General features: G+C 57.0%; 21 protein-coding genes. 4 read left to right on the top strand and 17 right to left on the bottom strand.

From position 1 onward, the window contains the following. Positions 1-67: 67 nt before the first annotated feature. Positions 68-1870, top strand: coding sequence for an aminopeptidase P family protein (locus K3729_08415; protein ID UWR00772.1), 1803 nt, complete (start codon positions 68-70; stop codon positions 1868-1870). A 57-nt stretch (positions 1871-1927) separates the two neighbouring features. Further along, on the top strand, positions 1928-2269 hold the full coding sequence (locus tag K3729_08410) for a DUF427 domain-containing protein (protein ID UWR00771.1): 342 nt from the start codon (positions 1928-1930) through the stop codon (positions 2267-2269). Positions 2270-2367: 98 nt separating this feature from the next. On the opposite strand, the gene K3729_08405 is transcribed toward K3729_08410, so the two are convergent. The 16 genes from K3729_08405 to ftsW form a co-directional block, all read right to left on the bottom strand. Continuing rightward, positions 2368-4056 carry a chloride channel protein gene (locus K3729_08405; protein UWR00770.1) on the bottom strand — a complete coding sequence of 563 codons (1689 nt, stop codon included), beginning with the start codon at positions 4054-4056 and terminating at the stop codon, positions 2368-2370. Positions 4057-4133: 77 nt separating this feature from the next. Continuing rightward, complete coding sequence (recN, locus tag K3729_08400; GenBank protein ID UWR00769.1) at positions 4134-5795, bottom strand: DNA repair protein RecN; 1662 nt, start codon at positions 5793-5795, stop codon at positions 4134-4136. Between the two features lie 24 nt (positions 5796-5819). Next, positions 5820-6674, bottom strand: coding sequence for an outer membrane protein assembly factor BamD (locus tag K3729_08395; GenBank protein UWR00768.1), 855 nt, complete (start codon positions 6672-6674; stop codon positions 5820-5822). A 193-nt stretch (positions 6675-6867) separates the two neighbouring features. After that, complete coding sequence (gene lpxC / locus K3729_08390) at positions 6868-7788, bottom strand: UDP-3-O-acyl-N-acetylglucosamine deacetylase (protein ID UWR00767.1); 921 nt, start codon at positions 7786-7788, stop codon at positions 6868-6870. A 232-nt stretch (positions 7789-8020) separates the two neighbouring features. Beyond that, positions 8021-9616, bottom strand: coding sequence for a cell division protein FtsZ (ftsZ, locus tag K3729_08385; GenBank protein UWR00766.1), 1596 nt, complete (start codon positions 9614-9616; stop codon positions 8021-8023). Positions 9617-9969: 353 nt separating this feature from the next. After that, complete coding sequence (gene ftsA, locus K3729_08380; protein ID UWR00765.1) at positions 9970-11301, bottom strand: cell division protein FtsA; 1332 nt, start codon at positions 11299-11301, stop codon at positions 9970-9972. Between the two features lie 6 nt (positions 11302-11307). Next, a complete protein-coding gene (locus K3729_08375) occupies positions 11308-12216 on the bottom strand; it encodes a cell division protein FtsQ (GenBank protein ID UWR00764.1) in 909 nt (302 codons plus the stop codon). Next, positions 12204-13130, bottom strand: coding sequence for a D-alanine--D-alanine ligase (locus K3729_08370; protein UWR00763.1), 927 nt, complete (start codon positions 13128-13130; stop codon positions 12204-12206). The genes K3729_08375 and K3729_08370 overlap by 13 nt, the downstream gene beginning before the upstream one ends. A 69-nt stretch (positions 13131-13199) precedes the next feature. Continuing rightward, positions 13200-14129, bottom strand: coding sequence for a UDP-N-acetylmuramate dehydrogenase (gene murB, locus K3729_08365; GenBank protein UWR00762.1), 930 nt, complete (start codon positions 14127-14129; stop codon positions 13200-13202). A 2-nt stretch (positions 14130-14131) separates the two neighbouring features. After that, a complete protein-coding gene (locus tag K3729_08360; protein ID UWR00761.1) occupies positions 14132-14428 on the bottom strand; it encodes a UDP-N-acetylmuramate--alanine ligase in 297 nt (98 codons plus the stop codon). Positions 14429-14434: 6 nt separating this feature from the next. Next, complete coding sequence (locus tag K3729_08355; GenBank protein ID UWR00760.1) at positions 14435-14686, bottom strand: DUF2484 family protein; 252 nt, start codon at positions 14684-14686, stop codon at positions 14435-14437. Beyond that, positions 14683-14937 carry a DUF2484 family protein gene (locus K3729_08350; GenBank protein ID UWR00759.1) on the bottom strand — a complete coding sequence of 85 codons (255 nt, stop codon included), beginning with the start codon at positions 14935-14937 and terminating at the stop codon, positions 14683-14685. Before K3729_08350 ends, K3729_08355 begins: the two co-directional genes overlap by 4 nt. Beyond that, positions 14934-15971 carry a hypothetical protein gene (locus K3729_08345; protein ID UWR00758.1) on the bottom strand — a complete coding sequence of 346 codons (1038 nt, stop codon included), beginning with the start codon at positions 15969-15971 and terminating at the stop codon, positions 14934-14936. Before K3729_08345 ends, K3729_08350 begins: the two co-directional genes overlap by 4 nt. Positions 15972-16194: 223 nt before the next feature. Further along, on the bottom strand, positions 16195-17592 hold the full coding sequence (gene murC, locus K3729_08340; protein UWR00991.1) for a UDP-N-acetylmuramate--L-alanine ligase: 1398 nt from the start codon (positions 17590-17592) through the stop codon (positions 16195-16197). A gap of 23 nt (positions 17593-17615) precedes the next feature. Continuing rightward, on the bottom strand, positions 17616-18713 hold the full coding sequence (locus tag K3729_08335; GenBank protein ID UWR00757.1) for a UDP-N-acetylglucosamine--N-acetylmuramyl-(pentapeptide) pyrophosphoryl-undecaprenol N-acetylglucosamine transferase: 1098 nt from the start codon (positions 18711-18713) through the stop codon (positions 17616-17618). Then, positions 18713-19879 carry a putative lipid II flippase FtsW gene (gene ftsW / locus K3729_08330; GenBank protein UWR00756.1) on the bottom strand — a complete coding sequence of 389 codons (1167 nt, stop codon included), beginning with the start codon at positions 19877-19879 and terminating at the stop codon, positions 18713-18715. Before ftsW ends, K3729_08335 begins: the two co-directional genes overlap by 1 nt. 192 nt (positions 19880-20071) lie before the next feature. Between ftsW and K3729_08325 the strand changes: the two genes are divergently transcribed. Together K3729_08325 and K3729_08320 are read left to right on the top strand one after the other, a co-directional pair. Further along, positions 20072-21256: an NAD(P)/FAD-dependent oxidoreductase gene (locus tag K3729_08325; GenBank protein UWR00755.1), complete on the top strand. Its 1185-nt coding sequence runs from the start codon at positions 20072-20074 to the stop codon at positions 21254-21256. Further along, entirely contained in the window at positions 21253-21915 is a 663-nt protein-coding gene (locus tag K3729_08320) for a hypothetical protein (protein UWR00754.1), read from the top strand. The genes K3729_08325 and K3729_08320 overlap by 4 nt, the downstream gene beginning before the upstream one ends. Here K3729_08320 and murD read toward each other — a convergent pair. After that, positions 21912-23312 carry a UDP-N-acetylmuramoyl-L-alanine--D-glutamate ligase gene (murD, locus tag K3729_08315; protein ID UWR00990.1) on the bottom strand — a complete coding sequence of 467 codons (1401 nt, stop codon included), beginning with the start codon at positions 23310-23312 and terminating at the stop codon, positions 21912-21914. The two genes, K3729_08320 and murD, sit on opposite strands and share 4 nt — an antisense overlap. Positions 23313-23382: the final 70 nt, after the last annotated feature.

The following is a 23382-nucleotide window of genomic DNA, read 5'->3' as shown; positions in this document are numbered from 1 at the left end:
AAGACATTGGGGGCCAGCCCCCAAACCCCCGAGATATTTCAGACCAAAAGAAGATAAGGACCGCCCCATGTTTCAGACCTTTGAAGCATCTTCGACGCCGGAACAGGGTCTCGCACGGCTTGCGGCGTTACGGGAATCCTTGCCCGCCTTTGGTGTTGACGGGGTTTTGGTGCCGCGCGCCGATGTGCACCAAGGCGAATATGTGGCCCCGCGTGACGCGCGTTTGGAATGGCTTACTGGATTTACTGGGTCTGCGGGTTTCTGTGCCGTTTTGCCTGATGTGGCGGGCGTTTTCATTGATGGCCGGTATCGTTTGCAAGTCCAGGATCAGGTGGCCGATGTTTTCACGCCAGTCCACTGGCCGGAAATCCAACTAGCTGATTGGTTGAAGGACAACCTGTCTGGATCTGCGGTGATTGGGTTTGATCCGTGGTTGCACACGATGACTGAGATCGCGGGACTAAGGGACGCATTGGACGGTACGGATATCACGCTGCGACCAATCGCAAATCCAGTGGATCACATCTGGGCGGGCCAACCTGCCCCACCGATGGCCCCGTTCACCGCCCATCCCGATAATTTTGCTGGCGAGAGTCACGCCGCGAAGCGGGCGCGTGTGGCCGAAACACTGAAGGCAGACGCCTGCATCCTGACCTTGCCGGACAGTATCGCGTGGCTTTTGAACATCCGTGGCACCGACATCGAACGCAATCCTGTGCCGCACGCATTTGCCGTTTTGCGGGTCAACGGAACCGTGGACCTGTTTGCTCGCAGTGGCAAAGCAGATGGCATCAAAGATCACCTGGGGTCTGATGTGATTTTGCACGGTTGGGACGATTTCGGGACGGCCATCGCGGCGCTTGACGGTGCCGTTCAGGTCGATCCGAAATCCTGCCCCTACGCTGTAAAACAACTGCTTGGCGATGCGCCGCTTGTCGAACAGGCCGATCCATGCGCGCTGCCAAAGGCACGTAAAAACGCTGTTGAAGTCCAAGGGTCACGTGATGCCCATCTGCGTGATGGTGCTGCAATGGTCCGTTTTCTGGCGTGGCTGGATCGCGAATCCCCCGCGGGCGGATTGACAGAAATTGACGTCGTCAAAGCGCTCGAAGGTTTTCGTCGCGACACCAACGCGTTGCGCGATATTTCGTTTGAAACCATTTCCGGGTCTGGTCCAAACGGTGCCATCGTTCATTATCGGGTCAGCGACAAAACCAACCGCGCTGTGAAACCATCAGAGCTTTTGCTGGTCGATTCAGGTGGCCAGTACCAAGACGGCACCACTGATATCACGCGCACGATGATCGTTGGCACACCTGCGCAAGATCATATCGACTGCTACACCCGCGTCTTGCGCGGCATGGTGGCGGTTTCAATGGCCCGTTTCCCGAAAGGTGTCGCAGGATCGCATCTGGATGCGCTTGCCCGCACGCCGCTTTGGCAAGCTGGGATGGATTATGACCACGGCACCGGCCACGGTGTTGGCAGCTACCTGAGCGTCCATGAAGGCCCGCAAGGCATTTCGCGGCGTAGCACGATCCCGCTTGAACAGGGCATGATCGTATCAAATGAACCCGGGTACTACCGCGAAGGTGCTTTCGGTATCCGGATTGAAAACCTTATTGTCGTGCAGGACGCGCCCCAGATCGCGGGCGGCGATGATCGCGCGATGTTGTCATTTGAAACGCTGACCTATGTGCCCTTTGATCGCCGATTGATTGATACAGACGCGCTGACAGGCGACGAACGTCACTGGATTGATCGCTACCATGCTGATACGTTGCGGCTTCTGGCAGATCGGATCGACGGACCGGCCCTTGATTGGTTAAAAGCGGCCTGCGCCCCACTTGCTGCAGACCGCCCCGCATAATGCAATTGTAGCAGCGCCCGACGGGGCCCTGCCGACTATTTTGAAAGGACTATTCACATGGCTCATCAAATGACCATTTCACCAGCCGAGGGGACGTGGGTCGTCCGCGTCGCAGGTGCTGTTCTTGGCGAAACCACATCGGCGCTTATGCTGACCGAAGGCGATTACGATCCCGTCATCTATTTTCCGCGCGACAGCATTGCGATGGCGTTCCTCGAACCGTCAGACACCACAACTGTCTGCCCGCACAAAGGCACGGCCACGTATTTCGCGATTGAAGCGAAAAGCGGCACGCTTGCCGACGCGGTCTGGACTTACGAAAATCCGCTTGATGGCGCGAAACAGATCGCGGGTTATCTGGCCTTTCAGGGCGACAAGGTCACTATTGAACAGGTCTAAGTCCAATATCGCGCGGTGGATTTGGGATCTTGCAGATCCCAAGCCTTCGGCGAGGATATAGAGAACGTCAAAGAAGCAAGGTGCAGCGCGAGAATGCCTTAGGAATGTTCTTCCGCAGCCGTCGCAGATAGTGCTTTGTTCATCGCTTTCAGCGCATCAACTTGAAACAGCGCCCCCCACAATTCGGGCGGCGCGTCTTCGTCTGCGATTGTCACGACCGGAATGAAGACCTGATTGCCCGCCTCAAAAATCGGCATGGCTTGTTCCAAGGTCGCATTCCCGTCGATATAGACGCCCTCGCGGATCAGTGCCCAGCAACTTTCGGTGTCTGCACTGCCTTGGCTGTCAGCTTTGCGCATGACATTGGCGACCATGAAGGTGGCGAGCAGATAGGCTTGCGGCCCCGCTGCCAGATGCACGTTGCGCCGTTCCAGCTGTGTCAGGAAGAATGACCGATCTACCAGTTTGGACGAAATAGCTGTCGACATGGACACAGCTACCATCACGGCCAGACCCGTTTGCCAGTCACCTGTTAATTCAAACACAATCAATGACGTCGAGATCGGCGCACCCAGCACAGCGGCCGCCACGGCCCCCATCCCTGCCAGCGCATACAACGATCCTTCTCCGGACACGTTCGGGAAAATGCTTGTCGCAACGATCCCGAAAGCCAGCCCTGTTAAAGCCCCCACCATCAGCGCTGGCGAAAATACCCCGCCGCCCATGCGTCCGCCCATCGTGATCGCAACCGCGACGACCTTTACGACCGCGATCATCACCGCCATCCCAAAGGTCAAATTGCCCGAAAGCGCCTGTGTCGTCGTCTCGTACCCAACCCCGATAATTTGTGGGAATTCGACGGCCAGCAGGCCCAATAACACGCCTGCGATTGCAGGACGCAAATAGCCGGGCAGTTTTGTTTGGGTCTGGAAATGGTTTGCCAGATCTTCGGTCCAGAAAATCGCCCGCATCAGCACAACTGCAATCCCACCACACATGAGGCCCAGCAACAAGAACGCTGGCAATTCAACATAGAAGTTCAGCGCGTTTTGGGCGGGCAGCACAAATTCGGTCACATCCCCAAAGGCCAATCGATTGATGACCGTCCCGGCGACAGAGGCAATCACGATTGGCGCAAAGGCGTGAACCGCGAAGTGACGCAGCACGATCTCCAACGCGAATAATGCCCCCGCGATCGGCGTGTTAAAGCTGGCGGAAACAGCCGCCGCCACCGCACATCCTAACAAATCACGGCCTGTGATCCCGTCGGCGCGAATGAACCGGCACACCACAGTTGAAATCACCGCAGCCATGTGGACCACAGGACCTTCACGCCCCGTGGATCCGCCCGACGACAAGGTCACCATACTGGCCAAAGCTGACGCAATGCCGCGCCGGACCTGCACCCGACCTTCGTTCAGCGCCGCCCCTTCGATCACGTCAGCGACCGACCGTGATCTGCCATCATCTGTGAAGAAATGCAGAATCAAGCCAACTAATAATCCGCCAAACGCGGGGATCAATATGATGTGAACCCAGTGCAACCGCGTGGCCAAGGAATGCAGCCGACTGACGTCTTCAGCCTGATACAAAAAAGATTGAAGCCAATCGACACTAAGCCGAAACCCGAGTGCAGCAAAACCTGCCCCGATCCCGACGAACAGCGCGATAAACCAGAACTGAACCTGCGACGGTCCTTCACGTTTGATCGTGACGAGACCGCTCTGGGCCATGCCGCACCATTTGGTCCAACTTTCGGACAGAAACTGGGAAACAGGCGACGACATGGTCGGGTCTTTCAAAGCCAAAGTTCAGCGTTACCAAAACCCTACGGGATCACGTGGCGTGGTCCAAGGGGTGGTTGCTAGCTGCTTGGTGCCATCAGGGCTTCGGCAGCGGCGCGTGCTGCATCGGTCACAGTATCGCCCGATAACATGCGCGCAATTTCATCGATACGCGCGTCATCAAGCAAAGGCACAACCGTAGATGTTGTTTCTTTCTTGGTCTGCCGCTTTTCGACACGCCAATGGTGCTGCCCAAGGGCTGCGACCTGCGGGGAATGTGTCACCACAAGCACCTGACCACCGCCTGCCAGTTCGGACAGACGCCGCCCGACCGCATCGGCAGTCGCTCCACCAACACCACGGTCGATTTCATCAAAGATCATCGTCAGACCGCCCTTGCCCGCTTGGGTCAGACAGACTTTCAAAGCCAGCAAGAAGCGGGACAATTCCCCGCCTGAAGCGATCTTGTTCAATGGTCCAGCAGGTGCGCCGGGGTTCGTCGCAACCGTAAAGGCCACATTGTCGCGGCCTTCAGGGCCTGCGTCTGTCGGCGTGACCATCGTCACAAAAACAGCGCGTTCCATCTTAAGCGGCGCCAATTCGGCAGCCATCGCTTTGTCCAGCGCCTTTGCGGCCTTGGTGCGTTTTGCGGTCAAACGATCCGCCGCCGCATCGTAAGCCGCCTGCGCGGTCATCACGTCAGCCTCGCACGTGGCAAGATCTTTCGCACCGCCATCCAGCACGGCCAACCGCGCGCGTAGATCATCGGCAAACGGACCAAGATCATCGGCCAAAACGTTATGCTTACGAGCCAAACCGCGAATGGCAAACAACCGTTCTTCGGCTTCTTCCAACTCGGCGGGGTTAAACGTCAGGGCATCCAAACAGGACGCAACGCCTTGCTGGGCCTGATCCAGCGCCAGAACAGCCCGTTCAATCGCAGCCAACGGATCATCCAGACGCCCGTCGGCCTTGTCAGCGGCACCAATCAACCAGCGGTTCGCATCGTTCACCATGCCTTCCGCACCGGACAGGCCCAACGCATCGCCAGCCTTCGCGATATCGGCCCTAATCTTTTCAGCGGCTTGCATCAGGCGGCGCTGAGTATCCAATGTCGCCTCTTCACCCGCTTGCGGATCAAGGGCATCCAATTCAGCCACCGCATGGCGCAGATATTCTTCTTCGGCTTGTGCTTCGGCGATGCGGGCGTGTGTCGCGCTCAGGCGTTTTTGCGCCTCAGCCAGTGCTTTCCACGCGGCGCGAGCCTTCGTGATGTCTGCATCAAGGCCTGCGTATTCGTCCAGCATCAACCGATGACCACGCGGGTTCAAAAGCCCGCGATCATCATGCTGGCCGTGCAGTTCCACCAGCGTTTCGGACAGATTGCGCAACACTTCACCACTGACGCGGCGGTCATTGATCCACGCGGTTTTGCGGCCGTCACGTGTGTTGATCCGGCGCAGAATAACCTCGCCGTCTTCAACTTCGATCCCGGCTTCAGCCAGAACATCGCGTCCGGCATGGCCTATAGGAAGATCGAAAACCGCAGTCACTTCACCTTGATCAGCGCCGGCGCGCACAAGTTCGGCACGGCCACGCCATCCCAGCACAAACCCCAGTGAATCCAGTAGGATAGACTTACCAGCACCAGTTTCGCCCGTCAGCACATTCAAACCGGGCTGGAACGCAAGTTCCAACCGGTCGATGATCAACATGTCGCGTATGTCTAAGCCGCGTAGCATCCTAAACGCGCCTTCCGTGAAAGATCAGAGCCATTCGCCAAGCAGCACTTGGCGGTAGATTGACGACAACCAATTGTCTCCCACTGACCGCGCCTCTAGGCCCTGCCCCGTCAGCAATGCGAAACTGTCCTGATACCATTCGGTTGATTGGTAGTTGTGACCCAAGATGGCACCAGCCGTCTGGGCTTCGGCAGTCAGGCCAAGCGACAAATACGATTCAACCAAGCGATGCAACGCTTCGGGTGTGTGCGGTGTGGTCTGGAAATCCTCAACCACGATGCGGAACCGGTTCACGGCTGCGGCGTAATTGTTGCGCTTCAGATAATAACGCCCGATTTCCATTTCCTTCGCAGCCAAATGGCTGAACGCGAGGTCGAATTTCGGGATGGCCGCAGACGCATATTCCGTCCCCGGGTATTGTTCGATCACAACGCGCAAAGCCTGCAACGCCTGAAAGGTCAGCCCTTGATCGCGGCCAATATCATCAATCTGATCGTAGTAAGACAACGCGAGAAGATAATGCGCGTAAGCCGCATCTTCTTCGACAGGATAAAAATCAATGTAGCGTTGGGCGCTGGCACGGCTGTTCGGGTAATCCTGGTTCTTATGGAACGCAAAGGCCTGCATGATCAACGCACGCTGGGCGAACCCGGAATACGGATACAGGCGTTCGATTTCACCGAAAATATTGGCCGCTTCGTCCGCTTTGCCCTTTTCCAGCTCCAGCTCGCCCATCGCAAAAATCTGCTGCGCAGTCAGGTTTTCAAGCTCAACCGGCGTTTCTTGGTCCAACAAACCGCAGCTTGCCAAAAGTCCAAGCGCCAGTACAGGGCCCAAGCGGCGGGCTTTGCGCCCATTTGGTTTGGAAATGCCTGACATAGATGTCCTCGTGCAACGCAACTTCTGCTCAAAGGGGTTTTGCCCCATTTCCGAAGAGGTCTAACAGAAAAATTTGGGGTGCAAAATGCCTTTTACAGACCCTGCGGTCACTTCCGCGCATCCATCGCGTGAGGATACGTGAGAACATGGGGGCCAGCCCCCATACCCCCGAGATATTTAAGACCAAAAGAAGTTAAGCGACAGCGTCCAGATCGGCATGTGACACACCAACACCGGGCAAACGCGCCGCGATTGTGTGGTCAACATTGACCCAGCGCCATGCCTTCGGCTGCGCAAAAAGCGCGCGCAGCAACTTGTTCGTCAAAGCGTGCCCTGCCTTGTGGCCGGTGTAGCGGCCCAAGATCGGCGCGCCGGCTGTGTAAAGATCACCCAAAGCGTCCAGCATTTTGTGACGCACGGCTTCATCAGCGTGGCGCAGGCCACCCGGAGAAAGCACTTGATCGCCGTCAACGACGACCGCATTTTCCATGGTGCCGCCAAGCGCCAACCCATTGGCCCGCATCGTGTCCACATCCGATGCGCGGCAGAACGTCCGGCTATCGCAAAGTTCGCGCACAAAAGCACCGTTTGCCATGTTCAGCGTTTTGCGTTGTGTCCCGATGGCCGCATCAGGAAAGGCAATATCGAAAGCAATTTGCAGTGACGTCGCAGGAGACAGCGTCGCAAAGGCGTCGCCTTCTTCAACCGTAACTGTGTCCAGAATCTCAATCGCGCGCATCGGCGCATCAAAATGAACTACACCCGCATCCACAAAACCACGGACAAACGCCGCAGCAGACCCGTCCATGATCGGCACTTCAGGGCCATTCAGTTCGATAAAGGCGTTGTGGATACCACAGCCGGCCAATGCTGCCATCACATGTTCAATTGTCGAAATCGTCGTACCATGCGTATTACGCAGACGCGTGTTCAACGGCGACACTTCCACCATGTCCCAACGCGCAGGCAAACGTCCTGCTTCGCCCAAGATATCCATCCGGCGAAACGTGATTCCGCTTCCGGCCAATGCGGGGCGGACAACCATCTTGGCGGTCTGTCCTGCATGCAGGCCAACCCCTTCAAAGGTCACAGATGATTTCAACGTTGCTTGCACAGGGCCTCAGCGGATTAGACATGTTTCGTTAACCTGCAAAGTAGGGTGACAAGGCCCGCATCTCAATTCACCAATTGCGACGGACTGAAACATGATCACGCCGCATTGCAGCGCAGGGACCGAAACACCAGCAATACACTGATTTCAAACGAAAAAGACCACCAGAGGGTGGCCTTCGTTCGTGATCGTGACGGGGCGTCAGGACGCCCACATCACAGAATATGTCGTATTCTTAGTTCGCCTGACGACGCAGGAACGCTGGAATCTCGATGCGTTCTTGGTCTGGATCAACGTCTGCTTCGTCGTGAATTGCAGTCACTTCTGGCGCGCGACGGGCAGATTGCTGCGGCTCAGCAGCGGCACCTGTCATGCGGTTGATCAGTGAATTGATACCGAAGCCACGCTTCTCTTCACCAGCATCTGCGGAAGCGGCTGTTGGCACAGGACCCGCTGCTGCAGGGCGTTCAACTTGACCTGTTGGGGCACGGCCAACTGCGGCTTGCAGACGCGCCATTGCTTCCGGTGTTGGTGTACCCGCTGCAGCACGTGGTGCTACGAATTCTTCAGGTGCTTCCAATGTCGGCTCTGGTGCAGGCTGGTACGCAGGCGGTGGCAGATCGTCAGCCACTGCTTCGCGACGTGGCGCGAATGTTGGGGCTGCTTCAGCTGCTGGCTGTTCGAACATTGTGCGCTGCTCTGGCTGTGGCGCAGGTTCTGCTGCAACGGCCGCGACTGGTGCAGCAGCAACTGGCGCTGGTGCAGCAACAGGTGCTGGCGCACGTGCCGCTTCTTCAACAGCAGGTGCTTGTGTCAATGGCTGGGACATAGACCGGCGCGGCACAGGTGTTTCCATGTGACGTGCAATCGCGTCAATGCCTGTGGCCACGACGGACACACGCATTTTGCCTTCCATCGCTGTGTCCAGTGTGGAACCAACAATGATGTTTGCTTCTGGATCGACCTTTTCGCGGATCTTGTTCGCAGCTTCGTCCAGTTCGAACAATGTCAGGTCGTAGGAACCGGTGATGTTGATCAGAACGCCTTTTGCGCCTTCGAGTGAAATCTCGTCGAGCAGCGGGTTCGCGATCGCCTTTTCAGCGGCTTCAACAGCGCGGTTTTCACCCTCTGCTTCGCCTGTACCCATCATCGCTTTGCCCATTTCGTCCATGACGGCGCGAACATCAGCAAAGTCGAGGTTGATCAGGCCCGGACGGACCATTAGGTCTGTCACGCCTTTCACACCTTGGTACAGAACGTCGTCTGCCAGCGCGAAAGCCTCGGTAAATGTGGTGTTTTCATTGGCCAGACGGAACAGGTTTTGGTTTGGAATAATGATCAGCGTGTCGACAACCTTCTGAAGGGCTTCGATGCCTTCATCCGCTTGCTTCATCCGCTTGCCGCCTTCGAACTGGAACGGCTTCGTCACAACACCAACAGTCAGAACACCCATTTCGCGGGCAGCCTGTGCGATGATCGGAGCAGCGCCAGTACCTGTACCACCGCCCATACCGGCAGTGATGAAGCACATATGCGCGCCAGCAAGGTGATCAACGATCTGTTCGATGCTTTCTTCAGCGGCAGCAGCACCAACAGTCGCGCGTGCACCAGCACCCAGACCCTCGGTTACTTTGATGCCCATCTGAATTTTCGCTTCAGAGCGGGATTGCTGCAACGCCTGCGCGTCAGTGTTGGCCACGACAAATTCAACACCATCAAGCTCTTGCTCGATCATGTTGTTCACGGCGTTGCCGCCTGCCCCACCCACACCAAATACAGTGATACGTGGTTTAAGTTCGTCCTGTCCGGGAATCGAAAGATTCAATGTCATGGTTCCTGTCCGCCTGTTTTTTTGGGCCCGTCCCACCGGGCAGTCGTCGCATAATTACGCCGATCCTAAACCCAGAGCGCCATGACGTCACCTAAAAAACGTGAAATAGCCACAAAATATAGGTAAATCTACTTTGGTTTCGGCGAGATCGCGCCGAAAATCCCAGATATTGAAAAGTCAGCGCACCACACCCCAACATGTAGACGCACGACAACAGTGCCCGCACAAGCGGAACACCACATCTAGACCCTATCAGACTCGGTGTAGCGCCATATGTAGCGCTCACACCTAGGCAATGCATACATTACGAAGCAACGGATTCGGAGAATCCGTCGCTCAGCGGCATGTCACCCCTACCAGTTGTCTTTGAACCACTTCACCGCGCGCCGGAACGACCGGGACGGATAGCGATCCGCTGGAATTTCAAAGTCCCACCATTCGTCTTGTGGGTTCGCCGCGAACAACGTCATGCCCACTGCAGCCGCAAATGCCGGACCCGTCGCCGCCTGCGGAAGACCTTGCACGCGCAATGGCCGACCAAGACGCACTTGGCTCCCCAAAATCTTCGATGCGAGACCATCAAGCCCCGGAATTTGGCTCGCCCCGCCGGTCAGCACGATCTTCTGTGACGGCAAGTGTTCAAACCCTGCGGCATCCAAACGGACACGTACTTCTTCCAGAATTTCTTCGACGCGCGGGCGCATGATCCCGATCAATTCAGCGCGGCTCACAGTGCGACGGTCATGCTCCCAATCGCCGGTATTCCCGCCGATCTCGATCATTTCGCGGTCATCCATCCCCGTGGCCATCACGCCGCCGTAGAATGTCTTGATCCGCTCGGCCGTCGCCAATGGCACCTGAAGGCCCATCGAAATATCAGACGTGATATGATCGCCGCCCATGCGGACAGCATCCGTATAAATCATGTGCTTGCGCATGAAGACGGAAATGCCAGTGGCCCCGCCGCCCATGTCGATACAGGCCGCACCCAGTTCTTGTTCGTCCTCAACCAGCGACGACATGCCAGACACGTAAGCAGATGACGCAAGACCAGCCAATTCTAAATCGCAGCGCTTGATACAGAAGAAAATGTTCTGCACAGCCACCGCATCCACGGTCAGCATATGCATATCAGTCGTCAGCGTATTCCCGACAAGACCACGCGGATCAGCCATGCCAGACCGATGATCCAACGCAAAATTCACAGGTTGGGCGTGCAACACTTCGCGGTCATCGCCGTAATCAGGCACATCGCAAGACGCCATCACTTGAGCGATGTCCTGCTCTGTGACCATGCCGCCCTCAAGATCAAGCGCACCATCAAGGCCATATGACCGCGGACGCGCACCGGATAGACAGGCGATCACGTGATCCACACGGACCTGCGCCATCTTCTGGGCCGCATTCACCGCCGTGCGGATCGCACGTTCGGTTTCCTGCATCGCATCGACTTCACCAAAACGCACACCGCGCGACCGTGTCGTCGCAGCGCCAATCACACGGAAGGACGACTGCCCCGCCATTGATCCGATACCATCCGCTTCAAGCGGCTTGGCTTCGTCAAAGCGCAACACAAGGCATGCAATCTTGGACGTCCCCACGTCCAAAATGGCAACCACACCCCGTTGCATCGCCGCCTTGCGCATATTCCGCATGGCCCGTTGGCTTTCGTATAAATCCCGCATCTGCCCTTAGTTCCCCGTATCGCTTACTCTGCGGTAAGCATTTGCTGCCTCGGCTGTCATTCTTAGGACAGCTCTTTTTGGATTGCGCATATCGACAACCGCGACGTCCCGGTCGAGCATGTCTTGCGCTTCGTTCAATACAATCATGCGATCAAGCGCCGTGATTGGGTTTTCATCAGGCAACAGCAGGCGTTGCCCCCGATCCAGCACCAGATCCCAGCGCCGTTCGCCCATCCGCACAAGACCGCGCACACGTTCGCGGATCGGTCCAGCGGTCTGGAATAACGTCAGCGCCTCGTCGATATTTTCAAATGCACCATCGCCCGCGATCAATGGCAGATCACGGCGTTCAGCGCGTTCTTCGATAATGCCCGCGATAATTCCATCGGCATCAATCAGACGCAGCGTATTGCGATCCCGCCAAACGGCGACAGGTACGCGCGGCGTGACATCAACATCCAACAAACCGTTTTCACCGACACGCACACGGGCGGACTTAATCGCATAAAGCTGCTCAACCGTTTCGCGCAGCTCTTCCATATCCAGATCAAACGACGACACCGGAAATTCGACAGGCAAGATACCTTCGATATCAGCGGTCGTCTGCGGATCAGCCCCGATCACGTTGAAATCGGTCATAACAAATTCGGGACGTTGCTGCAGGCTTGCTTTCACCTGAGCATATTTTCCGGCAACCATCGCGCGGTTATTGTCGCTCGACACCCACAACGTCGCGACAATCGCGATCAACGCCAAAGGTGTCCCCACACGCACCGCCGTCCGCACACCTGGCGTCAACATCCAGCGCTGATAGCGGTAGTGCCATTTCGACGGGGCCGGATCACGTGGCGCGCGCAACTTCGGCTGCGCTGCTGCTTTACGTTCGAGCGGGTGCTTGAAGATCAACGATCGCATGACGCATCCTCCACCAACCAGCGGCACAGATCAGGGAAAGAAATCCCCATCTTGTCAGCTTGCTCAGGGGCCAGCGACGTCGGGGTCATACCGGGCTGCGTGTTGGTTTCGAGCAGGATCAACCCGTCCAAACCGCGGCTTTCGTCCCACCGAAAATCCGTGCGGGACAATCCACGACAGCCAAGCACCTGATGGGCACGCAGAGCGTAGTCCATACAGGCATCGAAAATCTCTTGCGGGATCTCTGCGGGGATCACATGTCGCGACCCGCCGTCTGCATATTTGGCGTGATAGTCGTACCAACCGTCCGTAATAATGTCTGTCACGGTCAAGGCGCGATCACCCATCACGGCAGTCGTCAATTCGCGACCCGGCGCATATGTTTCCACCATCACCTGATCCGGCATATCGCGGGCAAGCTGCGGGGGACCATTCGGGTTTTCGCCGACAATATAAATACCGACCGACGACCCTTCGTTGAACGGCTTCACCACATAAGGTGGTTCCATCACGTGGGCAGCTTCAACGTCTTCGCGGCTCGCGATCACGGACTTCATAAAAGGCAGATCGTTGGCGGCGTAGACTTCTTTGGTGCGCTGCTTGTCCATCGTCAACGCGGACGCAAAAACACCAGAATGCGTGTAAGGAATGCGGAGCCATTCCAGCATCCCCTGAATACAGCCATCTTCGCCCCAACGGCCATGCAATGCGTTAAAGACAGCGTCGGGTGCAATATCTTGCAGCTGAACAGCCAAAGCTGCACTCGGGTTTTCGCCCGCGTCCACTTCGATCACGTCACATCCTGATACCCGCAAAGCTGCTGCACATTCACGACCGGTTGAGAGCGACACGTCACGCTCCGCCGATGGTCCGCCCATCAAAACAACAACTTTCGGGTTTGCCCTGCTCGACATACCCACCGCCTCTTTCGTGGGACTTTGCGCCCCATCGTTTATAGTTGGTCCGTTTTCGGACCTGATTATCTACGCGCCTGACGATGCCTTTTCGCCGACCCGTTTGATTTCCCATTGTAACGTGATGCCAGAGTCTGCGTAAACCCTTTTCCGCACCTCTTCGCCCAATTCTTCAAGGTCACCCGCCGTGGCACCGCCTGCATTGGTCAAAAAGTTGGAATGCATCGTGTTCATCACGGCCCCGCCAACGGTTGCGCCCCGCATTCCTGCGTCGTCAATCACCTTCCACGCCTTCAATTCGTGGCTGTCATCCGCCTGCCCCGTGGATGAAAACCCGGCCGGATTGCGGAATGTGGACCCGGCGGTGCGATCCTTTGTCGGTTGGGTCTCATCCCGTTTTGCCAGCTGATCCGTCATCCGCTGTTCCAACGTCGCCACATCCCCCTTCGGCGGGGTCATCGTCGCGCTGACAATCACGGCGCCCTCGGGCAGCGTGCTTTGCCGGTACTGCAAATCCAGTTCGGCCGCCTGCAAAACGCCACGCGATCCATCGCGATAAATCACATCCACATGGTCCAGCACGTCAGCCATATAAGTGCCGTAACACCCAGCGTTCATCCGCACAGCACCGCCAATCGTCCCCGGGATCGTGCGCAGGAACGTCAGATCAAGGCCCTCAGCGGCAGCTTTGCGCGCCACATGCGCATCCAATGCAGCGGCACCCGCAACAACCTGATCACCAATCTCGATCCCGTTAAACCCGCGCCCCATGCGGATCACGACGCCACGAATACCACCATCGCGGACAATCAGGTTCGACCCGACGCCCATCGTAAACACAGGCACGCGCGGGTCCAATGCAGCAAGAAAACCCGCCAGATCATCCACATCCGCAGGCTGGAACAGCACGTCAGCAGGCCCGCCGACACGCATCCACGTCAGACTATCCAACGCACGATCCATGGTCAGGGTCCCGCGCACCTCAGGCAGATCAAACATGGTTATTTTCCTTGAAACTTCTTCACGCGCCGCCGCTCTATCATCCATCCAAGCAGAGCGCCAACCGCACAGCCAATCGTGGCGGGCAAAAACACCAACAACGCAGCACCAATGGCTTTGATCGGATCAACGCCCATCAATCTTGTGGAAGCCTGCACCGAAATCGCAAGACAGGCCGCGAGAATGGCAAACAACGTCATCGTGTAACCGACCTTGCCCGCCTTCATCCACGCAGCGGCCGCAAAAAACGGGATCAGCCCTGCAGCTGACATCAAAAGAAGAACAAGGACGTTGGCCATGAAAACTTAATCTTTCGCAAACTGGGTCCGGACCCAGCGACCCAGATACAGCACGGGCCACCGCAATACAGACATGCCAGCAGCCAAAAACACAAGCGCCAACCACGGGCCATTTTCAATCGTGACCCACCCCAAAAGCGGGACACCAAGGGCAATCAACAGATAGGCGCGACGCCAATGATTATCCTTGGACGGCATCATCCCCAACACATTCGCAACAACCAACCAGAGCAAGGCACAGACAACAGATAACGTCATTTCGGAACCTCCGGATTTTCGCCGCGCAGGCGACGATAGATGTAAATAAGCGGGTTTCGAAACATCGAAACAAACCCGAACAAACCAATCAGAGCAAGCCACCAGCCATAATCATACCCCAGCCAGACAATGATCAATGGGGCAGCGATAAGTAACATGATACCCGGAAAATACTGATTTTTCATCGGCAAAAAGGCGACAACAGCCGAAGCAATGACCCAAAGACAGGCGATGATGGCAGAAAGGGTCATGATCGGTCACTCGCCTGCTTCATGAATGGAAAAAACCGCCGCCACCCCGTTGCCTGCTTTTGAATCGCAGGGCCAGCTAGTTCAGTGCGGGTTGTCCGTCTAGGATCAGCATCGACGCCAGCGTCGGCCAGAACCCCAGCGGATTCCGCCATGCCCAAAATAGCAGAGCTCATCCGATGATCGGGTTCTACAATTGCAAGCTTTTTAGCCTTTTTCACGACGACCGACCAAATCTCATGCGCCAATGTTGATGCTTGTTCAGCATCAGTGGACGTTTCAATCCGCCCAAGCATGTAATCAACGAACACTTTCATATCTTCGAGCAACTCAAGTATTTCAATCTCGGCAGGATCGCGATGTACGCGCCCATTCAAAGTGCGGTACTCCGTGTCCACATAAATCTGAAGGTCTGTGATCTGTGGATTGCTCGCAGTTCCGGCGCCATCAAGGACGACATATTCCGCCTGATAAATTGCCAAGACCTCTTCAAATCGAGCATTTACACGCGCGGGATCAACGACCCAATGCTCTTCCGTGATTTCGTTGAAAATAGGTGCAAGGCGATCTGCGTGTATGTCTTTGCCGGTTAAAATCCGGTCGTACCACGTGGTCCAGAACGTCCAATCTGCCCCAGATTTGTCGGCATCGCATGCGGAACACGCCGCGTGCCATTCAGCCTCAAGCGCAACCGGCATACCCGCGTCTAACCATAAGGGTTTATCCTGCGCAGCCCGCCCATGCTGCAGGTCATCACGCACAAACGACCAAAAATCGACCCTTGCCTTGGGCGTCATTTGGGCAAATGCATTGGCTGCATAATACACCCCGTGGGTCACGGAATTGATAACCGTACCTTTGAAATAATCGGCGGCTTCAACTACCGCAGCAGAAGAAAAGCTGCCGTTGCTGACTGCCAAGGTCGCATCTGCAACCATGTCAGTCGAATGTGCGCCAGCATAGTCGGCATGGTAATCGATCGCTTTCGCGGCATGTGAAATAGCGACGCCGCTAAGACTGCGAGCCGGCGCACTCAAAACAACATTTTGCACCGCTATGCTTGCCCAAATTGGTAAAACCCTCGCAGCATGATCGTCGGCAAATCCATTCTCAGCAAAGAAACGAAACGCTATAGGCGCAACGCGCGCGCCCGAACGAAACGCTACAAATTGCGCAGTCGTCATATTCGATTCATCCGGAAGCCCATTCAAATAGGCTTCTAAACTCTCTCGATCGACAACCTCCGCAATCTCCACCAAATCACCCCTTCAACCGCGCAGGCAGCCCGTTCGCCCAAGCAGAAATCGTACCGGCACCCAGACACACAACCATATCCCCTGGACGCGCTTGTTCCTTCACCAGCCGCATCAGATCATCTTCGCTTTCCACAGCCCGCGCGTGGCGGTGGCCGTGGGCGATCAGACCGTGGACCAGATCGTCGCGGCCCGCCCCTTCAATCGGTTCTTCGCCAGCCGCAAAAATGTCAGCGATCCCAACCACATCGGCGTCATTGAAGCAGGCGCAGAACTCCGCAAAGTGGTGGTGCAGACGCGTGTAGCGGTGCGGTTGGTGCACAGCGATCACGCGGCCTTCGGTCGCTTGGCGGGCCGCTTTCAGCACAGCTGCAATCTCAACCGGATGGTGGCCGTAGTCGTCGATGATCGTCACACCGTCCACTTCGCCCACTTTAGTAAAGCGGCGATTCACCCCGCCAAAGCCCTTCAGCGCCGCCTTGATCGCGTCCGCCGTCATGCCCAAATGCCGCGCCACCGCGACAGCGGACAACGCGTTCGACACGTTATGGTCTCCCGGCATCGGCAATTCGCAGCCTTCGATCACAATATCCTCGGCCTGCAACGCAATATCAAAATGCGCGACACCCGCCTTAAATGTCAGGTTCATCGCCCGCACGTCGGCCTGCGCGTTAAACCCAAATGTCGTCACACGGCGGTCGCGGATTTTGCCCACGAGCGATTGCACCTCAGGGTGATCCGTGCAGCACACAGCCAGCCCGTAAAACGGAATGTTGGACGTGAAATCGATGAAACCCTGGCGCAGGTTCTCAATCGTACCCCAATGTTCCATGTGTTCCGGATCGATGTTGGTCACGATCGCAATCGTCGCGGGCAGACGGTTGAACGTCCCGTCGCTTTCATCCGCCTCAACCACCATCCATTCGCCTTGGCCCATCCGCGCGTTGGAATCGTAGGCGTGGATAATGCCGCCGTTGATGACAGTCGGATCAATCCCGCCCTCATCCAGCAAAGCCGCGACCATCGTCGTCGTCGTCGTCTTCCCGTGCGTCCCCGCCACGGCAATGTTCGATTTCAGCCGCATCAGTTCAGCCAGCATTTCCGCACGGCGCACAACAGGCAGACCCTTCGCACGGGCGGTATCCAGCTCAGGGTTCCCCGGCTTAATCGCGCTTGAAATCACAATGACCTCTGCGCCTTCAAGGTTCTCGGCCTTCTGACCCACAAAAATCGTGGCCCCCAATTTAGCCAGACGATCCGTGATCTTCGTAGCCTTCAGGTCAGACCCCTGCACGGTGTACCCGTGTTCAATCAACACTTCGGCGATGCCCGACATCCCAATGCCACCAATCCCCACAAAGTGGATCGGACCAATATCAAGAGGCAGTTTTGTGGCGGATTTCATCATCGCACGGGTCTTTCTATTCGTTAAGCTTGCGGGCCGTTTGCCAGCGTTTCAACCAAAGTTTCAAGGCGGTTTGTCGCGTCAGGTACAGCGCAGGCCAATGCGGCGCGCGACATCTGCAATGCCGCGTCCGTGTCGCCCAAGATCTTGGCAATCTCTGCGGACAGTGCGTCGACTTCGAACACGTCCTCTTTCATCATCACAGCGGCGCCCGCATTAACGAGCTCGCGCGCATTCGCTTCTTGTTCATTGCGGATCGCGACAGCCAACGGCACCCAGATCGCAGGGCGGCCAACGATGCTGACGTCCGCCACTGTAGAGGCACCAGAGCGTGCAATCACCAACTGCGCATCAGCTAACCGTTCCGGCACATCCGTAAAAAACGTCTGCACATCGGCTTTGATACCTTCGGCCGCATAGAAATCCGTCACCCGTTCCAGGTCTTCTTCGCGGGCCTGCTGGGACACGCGGATATTGCGGCGCATTTCCATCGGTAAGTTCGCAATCGCAGGCGGCACAACGTCCGACAGGATACGCGCACCTTGCGATCCGCCCATCACCACAATCGACATCGGGTAATCACCGGGGGGAATATAAGGTGCACCCGCACGATCCAAAATCGCGGACCGCACAGGGTTGCCCGTATGAATACCCTCAACACCGTCAGGCAATTCAGTCGGCCACGTCCCGCAAGCAATCTGATCAACACGTTTCGCAAACAACTGGTTCACACGACCCAGAACACCGTTTTGTTCATGGATCATCCGCGGAATGCGCAGCACCCACGCAGCGGTCATCGCGGGGATCGCAGGATACCCGCCAAAGCCCACAACCACGACAGGGCGATCCTTGATCATCCGACCAATCGCTGAAAACGCACCGCCTAATATACGAAACGGCACTGCCAGTTTCGCGGCGATCCCACCACGGGCAAAGGTCGCAGACCCTACGACCGATACTTCAACCGCGTCCGGAAATCCGCCCGTATAACGAGCACCGCGTGCGTCAGTCGACAGGCGCACCCGCCAACCCTTTGCCAGCATCGCCTCAGCCAACGCTTGGGCAGGAAACATATGTCCGCCCGTGCCACCCGCCGCGATAATCAATAAAGGTGCAGGCATTATCCAAGCCTCCGTCCAAGCACATCCGCCAGTTCGCCCTGCGGACGCGACCGCGTAAACGCTAGCAACATGCCCACTGCAATCCCGCCAGCGATCAGCGATGACCCACCATATGATACAAACGGCAACGTCATGCCCTTGGCTGGCAACAACCGGACGGCCACGCCCATGTTGATCATCGCTTGCACGCCAAACGCACAAGCAAGGCCCGTGCCAGCCAAACGAATAAACGGATCACGTTCTTTCATCAGACGGGTCAGCGACCGAACCACAATCGTGGCATAAAGCGCAATGATCGCGATGACGCAGACAAGGCCATATTCCTCGGCGGCAACGGCGATAATAAAGTCGGTATGCGCGTCCGGCAGTGACCATTTCACTTGACCTTCACCAACACCCACGCCGAAAAAACCACCTTCGCGGATGGCATTCGTCGCGTAGCCAAGCTGTGTTGTCGGGTCGACATCAGGCGACAAAAACCCGTCGATCCGACGGGCAAAGTGTTCTGAATTGGCGTAAGCAAACGTGCCCACAAGCACGACAACACCGGCCAAAACCAGCAACAGCATCATCGGGGCACCGCCCACGAAATACATCACACCCCATGAAAACAAGACCAGACAGGCTTGGCCGAAATCCGGCTGCAACGCCAAGAACGTACAAATGACAACGGTCAGCGCAAAGGAATACGACTTACCCGGCGGGCCACCAACAGCCTGTCCAGCGGCCAACATCCACGCGGCGACAACAACAAACCCCGGCTTCAAAAATTCGGACGGTTGAACCGACGCAAACCCCAGCGAATACCAACGTACAGCGCCTTTGCCAAAATCTGTGCCCAGTACAGGCAGCAAAGCCAGCGCCACAAACGCGCAGGCAAATCCAATAACGGCCCAACGACGCACAAGCTGCGGCGGCATCATCGACACGCTGACCATCACCATCATCGCAACACCGCCGAAAACAGCCTGACGCGTCACGTAATGAAACGGCTCCAGCCCGTTTTTCGCAGCCAATGGCGGCGAAGACGCAAGACCCAGCATGAGACCAATCCCGAACAGGATCAGAATGCAGGACATCGTCCATCGATCAATCGTACGCCACCAACGTGGAAGAATAGGGTCACCGGTACGTACCGGGACCGTGCCATAGACCATTTCCGTCATGGATCACCGCTCTTACTGCCTCTTTGCCCGCTTTTGCGGATCTATATTCTGTGACCTTAGCGCGAAAAAACGCGTCTTACCACTAAAAATAACGTCTTTTACTGGTGCAGCGCCCGCTTTCACCTACCGCAACACCGCAACTTTGCGGCCTGCCTCTTGCACTGGTTCAAATTTCAGGCCACCCACAGCGACATGCATATCCAAACTCTCATCCTTGGCGCAGGTGCCGCAGGCATGATGGCCGCCGCTCACGCGGGTCCGGGCGTCGTGATCATCGACCATGCCAAAGCGCCGGGCGAAAAGATCCGCATTTCCGGCGGTGGACGCTGCAATTTCACGAATATGGGCACGACACACGCGCAATTCCTCAGCCAGAACCCCCATTTCGCCAAATCCGCGCTCAAGCGCTACACGCAGTGGGATTTCATCAATCTGGTGTCCGATTACGGCATCGCATGGCATGAAAAAACGCTCGGCCAATTGTTCTGCGACGAGACCGCAAAAGACATCGTCGCGATGCTGCGATCGGAAATGGACAGAGCCGGCGCGCAGCTGTGGCTGAATACGGCGATCAGCAACATCGCCCACGATGGCACGCACTTTACAGCAACCTTGACACGCGACGGGCGCGATACGCAGATCACTGCGACCAATCTGGTCGTCGCCACAGGCGGCAAGTCGATCCCTAAAATGGGTGCGACCGGCCTCGCCTATCAGATCGCTGATCGCTTCGGGCTTGATGTGATCACCCCGCGCCCCGGCCTTGTGCCGCTGACCTTCAGCGACGACAAATTCAAACCGCTCGCCGGCGTCGCCACCCCTGCCCGCGTGACGGCAAACGGCACCAGCTTCGACGAAGCGCTGCTCTTTACCCACCGCGGCCTATCCGGCCCCGCGATCCTGCAAGCGTCCAGCTATTGGCACGAAGGTGATCCAATCACCGTCAACGTCATCCCCGCCGCCGATCTCTTCGACAAGCTGCGCGGGGCACGGGAAACGTCTGGCAAGAAAGCGTTGACAAGCATCCTGTCGATGCACCTCCCCGCCCGCCTGATTGATTTCCTCAAGGACGACATGAATCTGACCGGCAACATCGCGGATCAAAGCGACGCACGACTACAAGCCATCTGCGACGCACTATCGGCTTGGCCACTCCTGCCATCGGGTTCCGAAGGCTACCGCACAGCCGAAGTCACACTCGGCGGCGTCAACACGGACGGCCTATCGTCCAAAACAATGGAAGCCAAATCCGTCCCCGGCCTGTATGTCATCGGCGAAGCGGTCGACGTCACAGGCTGGCTCGGCGGCTACAACTTCCAATGGGCATGGTCATCGGGTTGGGCAGCGGGGCAAGCGATCAGAAACACGCGGACATGACGCGGTCCGACCACCATCTCAGGGCGCTAAGCTACTTGTCGCGGATTAGCGGACTACTCCGCCTATCAAACTGGTTGCGCTTTGGGAGCAATGCGCCTGCCCCCGCGATGCGCCTGAATATCCCCCCTGAATTGCTACAAGAAAGGTACCACGCTGCCGCGAATGGCAATCTGCGCCTGCCCCACTGGCGCACTGGGCAAATCAAAGACGGTGATTGGGACATCGCGCAACGCCCGTTCGTGCGATCCGTCAAATTCAAAGCCTGCAAAAAACACTTCATTGGCGGGCAATCTTGGGAAGAGACGGGCATCATCGACTATGGGGTGAAACGTATCGCGATCCAGCGCAAATACGATGATTGCTTCACCCGCGCAGACCTCGTCGCACGCTATGCCAGACTTGACGACTTGTGGGAACAAACCAAACGCAACGGCGCATTGCCCGATGCGCTTAACAAAAACGCGCGGCTGCATGATTGTATCGTCGTCCATATGGATCGCGACGGGAAGCTGATCTTCGGAAACCAAGGCTTCCACAGGCTTTCGATCGCAAAACTCGCCAAGGTGAAGAAAATCACCGTGCTGCTTGGGGTGACGCATAAAAAGGCGGTACAGTCAGGCGCCGCCGCAGACACCATTGCAACCTACCGGTCAAATTAGCCCAACGCAGCTTGGACTTGTGCCGCAAAATCATCACCACGTTGTTCAAAGTTATCGTATTGATCAAACGACGCAGCAGCAGGGGCCAACAGGACCACTTCACCGTCCTGCGCATCTGCCACAGCCGCAGCGACGGCCGCTTCCATTGTTGTGCAAATCGCCGCATCGACACCAGGCAAATCACGGGCAAACGCGTCCGCTTCGCGACCAATGACATAAGCCTTCACGACGTGAGCTAAAGCGCTGTGTAACGCCTCAAGCCCACCTTCTTTCTGTAACCCACCGCAAATCCAGCGCACCTTCGGAAACGCCGCCAATGCTTTGGCCGCGCTATCCACATTCGTGGCTTTACTGTCGTTCACATACGTCACCCCGCCGGACGTCGCGATCACCTGTGATCGGTGCGGCAACCCCGGATACGTCCGCATCGCGGCCTCGATCCCCTTTGGCCCAAGCCCCAACGACCTGCACGCCGCATAAGCTGCACAGGCGTTCTGATGATTATGCGCACCGGGCAATCCCGCAATCCCGCGCAGATCAATCGACCCCACCTGACGGCCCTTGCGGTATTCTGACAGGAACCCCTTCTTCGCAAAGACGGCCCAGCCACCCTGATCAAGCTTACGGCCAGACGACACCCTGATCACCCGATCATCAGCAAGGCTATCGACCAACTGATTGGCCAGATAGCGTCCTTCGTCTTCATCCACGCCAATCACGGCGCGGTCCGGACCACCTTCGGCAAACAGGCGTCGTTTGGCGGCAAAATAGCCACCGGGGCCCGCGTGACGATCCAGATGATCGGGGCTGAGGTTCGTCAGGATTGCAATGTCAGGCGTCAGCGCACGAGCCAGATCAGTCTGATAAGACGACAGTTCCAGCACCACGATGTCCCCGTCCAACGGTGGATCAATGTCCAGCACCCCACGGCCAATATTACCGGCCAATTGAGCAGCACGCCCGTTTTCGGTCAGGATATGATGCACCAAGGCAGAGGTCGTGGATTTCCCGTTTGATCCCGTAATCGCAATGACGCGCGGGGCAGTGTCGAAACTTGCCCAATCGGACGTCGCGAAGGACCGGAAGAACAGGCCGATGTCATTGTCCACGGGTACACCCGCGTCCCATGCAGCAGCAATCACCGGATGTGGTTTGGGGTACAGGTGGGCAATGCCGGGGCTAACGATCAGTGCCGCAATACCGTCGAACGCCCCCGCTTTGGTCAGATTCAAGATGTCGAAGCCTTCGTCGGCAGCAGCTTCTCGTGCAGGTTGCCCGTCGTCCCATACAACTGGAACCGCCCCGCCTTCGCGCAATGCCAATGCGGCTGCTTTGCCAGACCGGCCAAGGCCCAAAACAGCGACCTTCTGACCGCGATACCCCTGCACTGGAATCATATGACGCCCTTCAACTTTGTCCAAAACCATGCGGCACGACACGACATCGCGGTGCACGGGTTGTGCACGC

It is taken from the genome of Rhodobacteraceae bacterium S2214 (assembly GCA_025141675.1).
GTDB lineage: Bacteria > Pseudomonadota > Alphaproteobacteria > Rhodobacterales > Rhodobacteraceae > Yoonia.
This window is presented reverse-complemented; position numbering and strand designations above follow the sequence as displayed.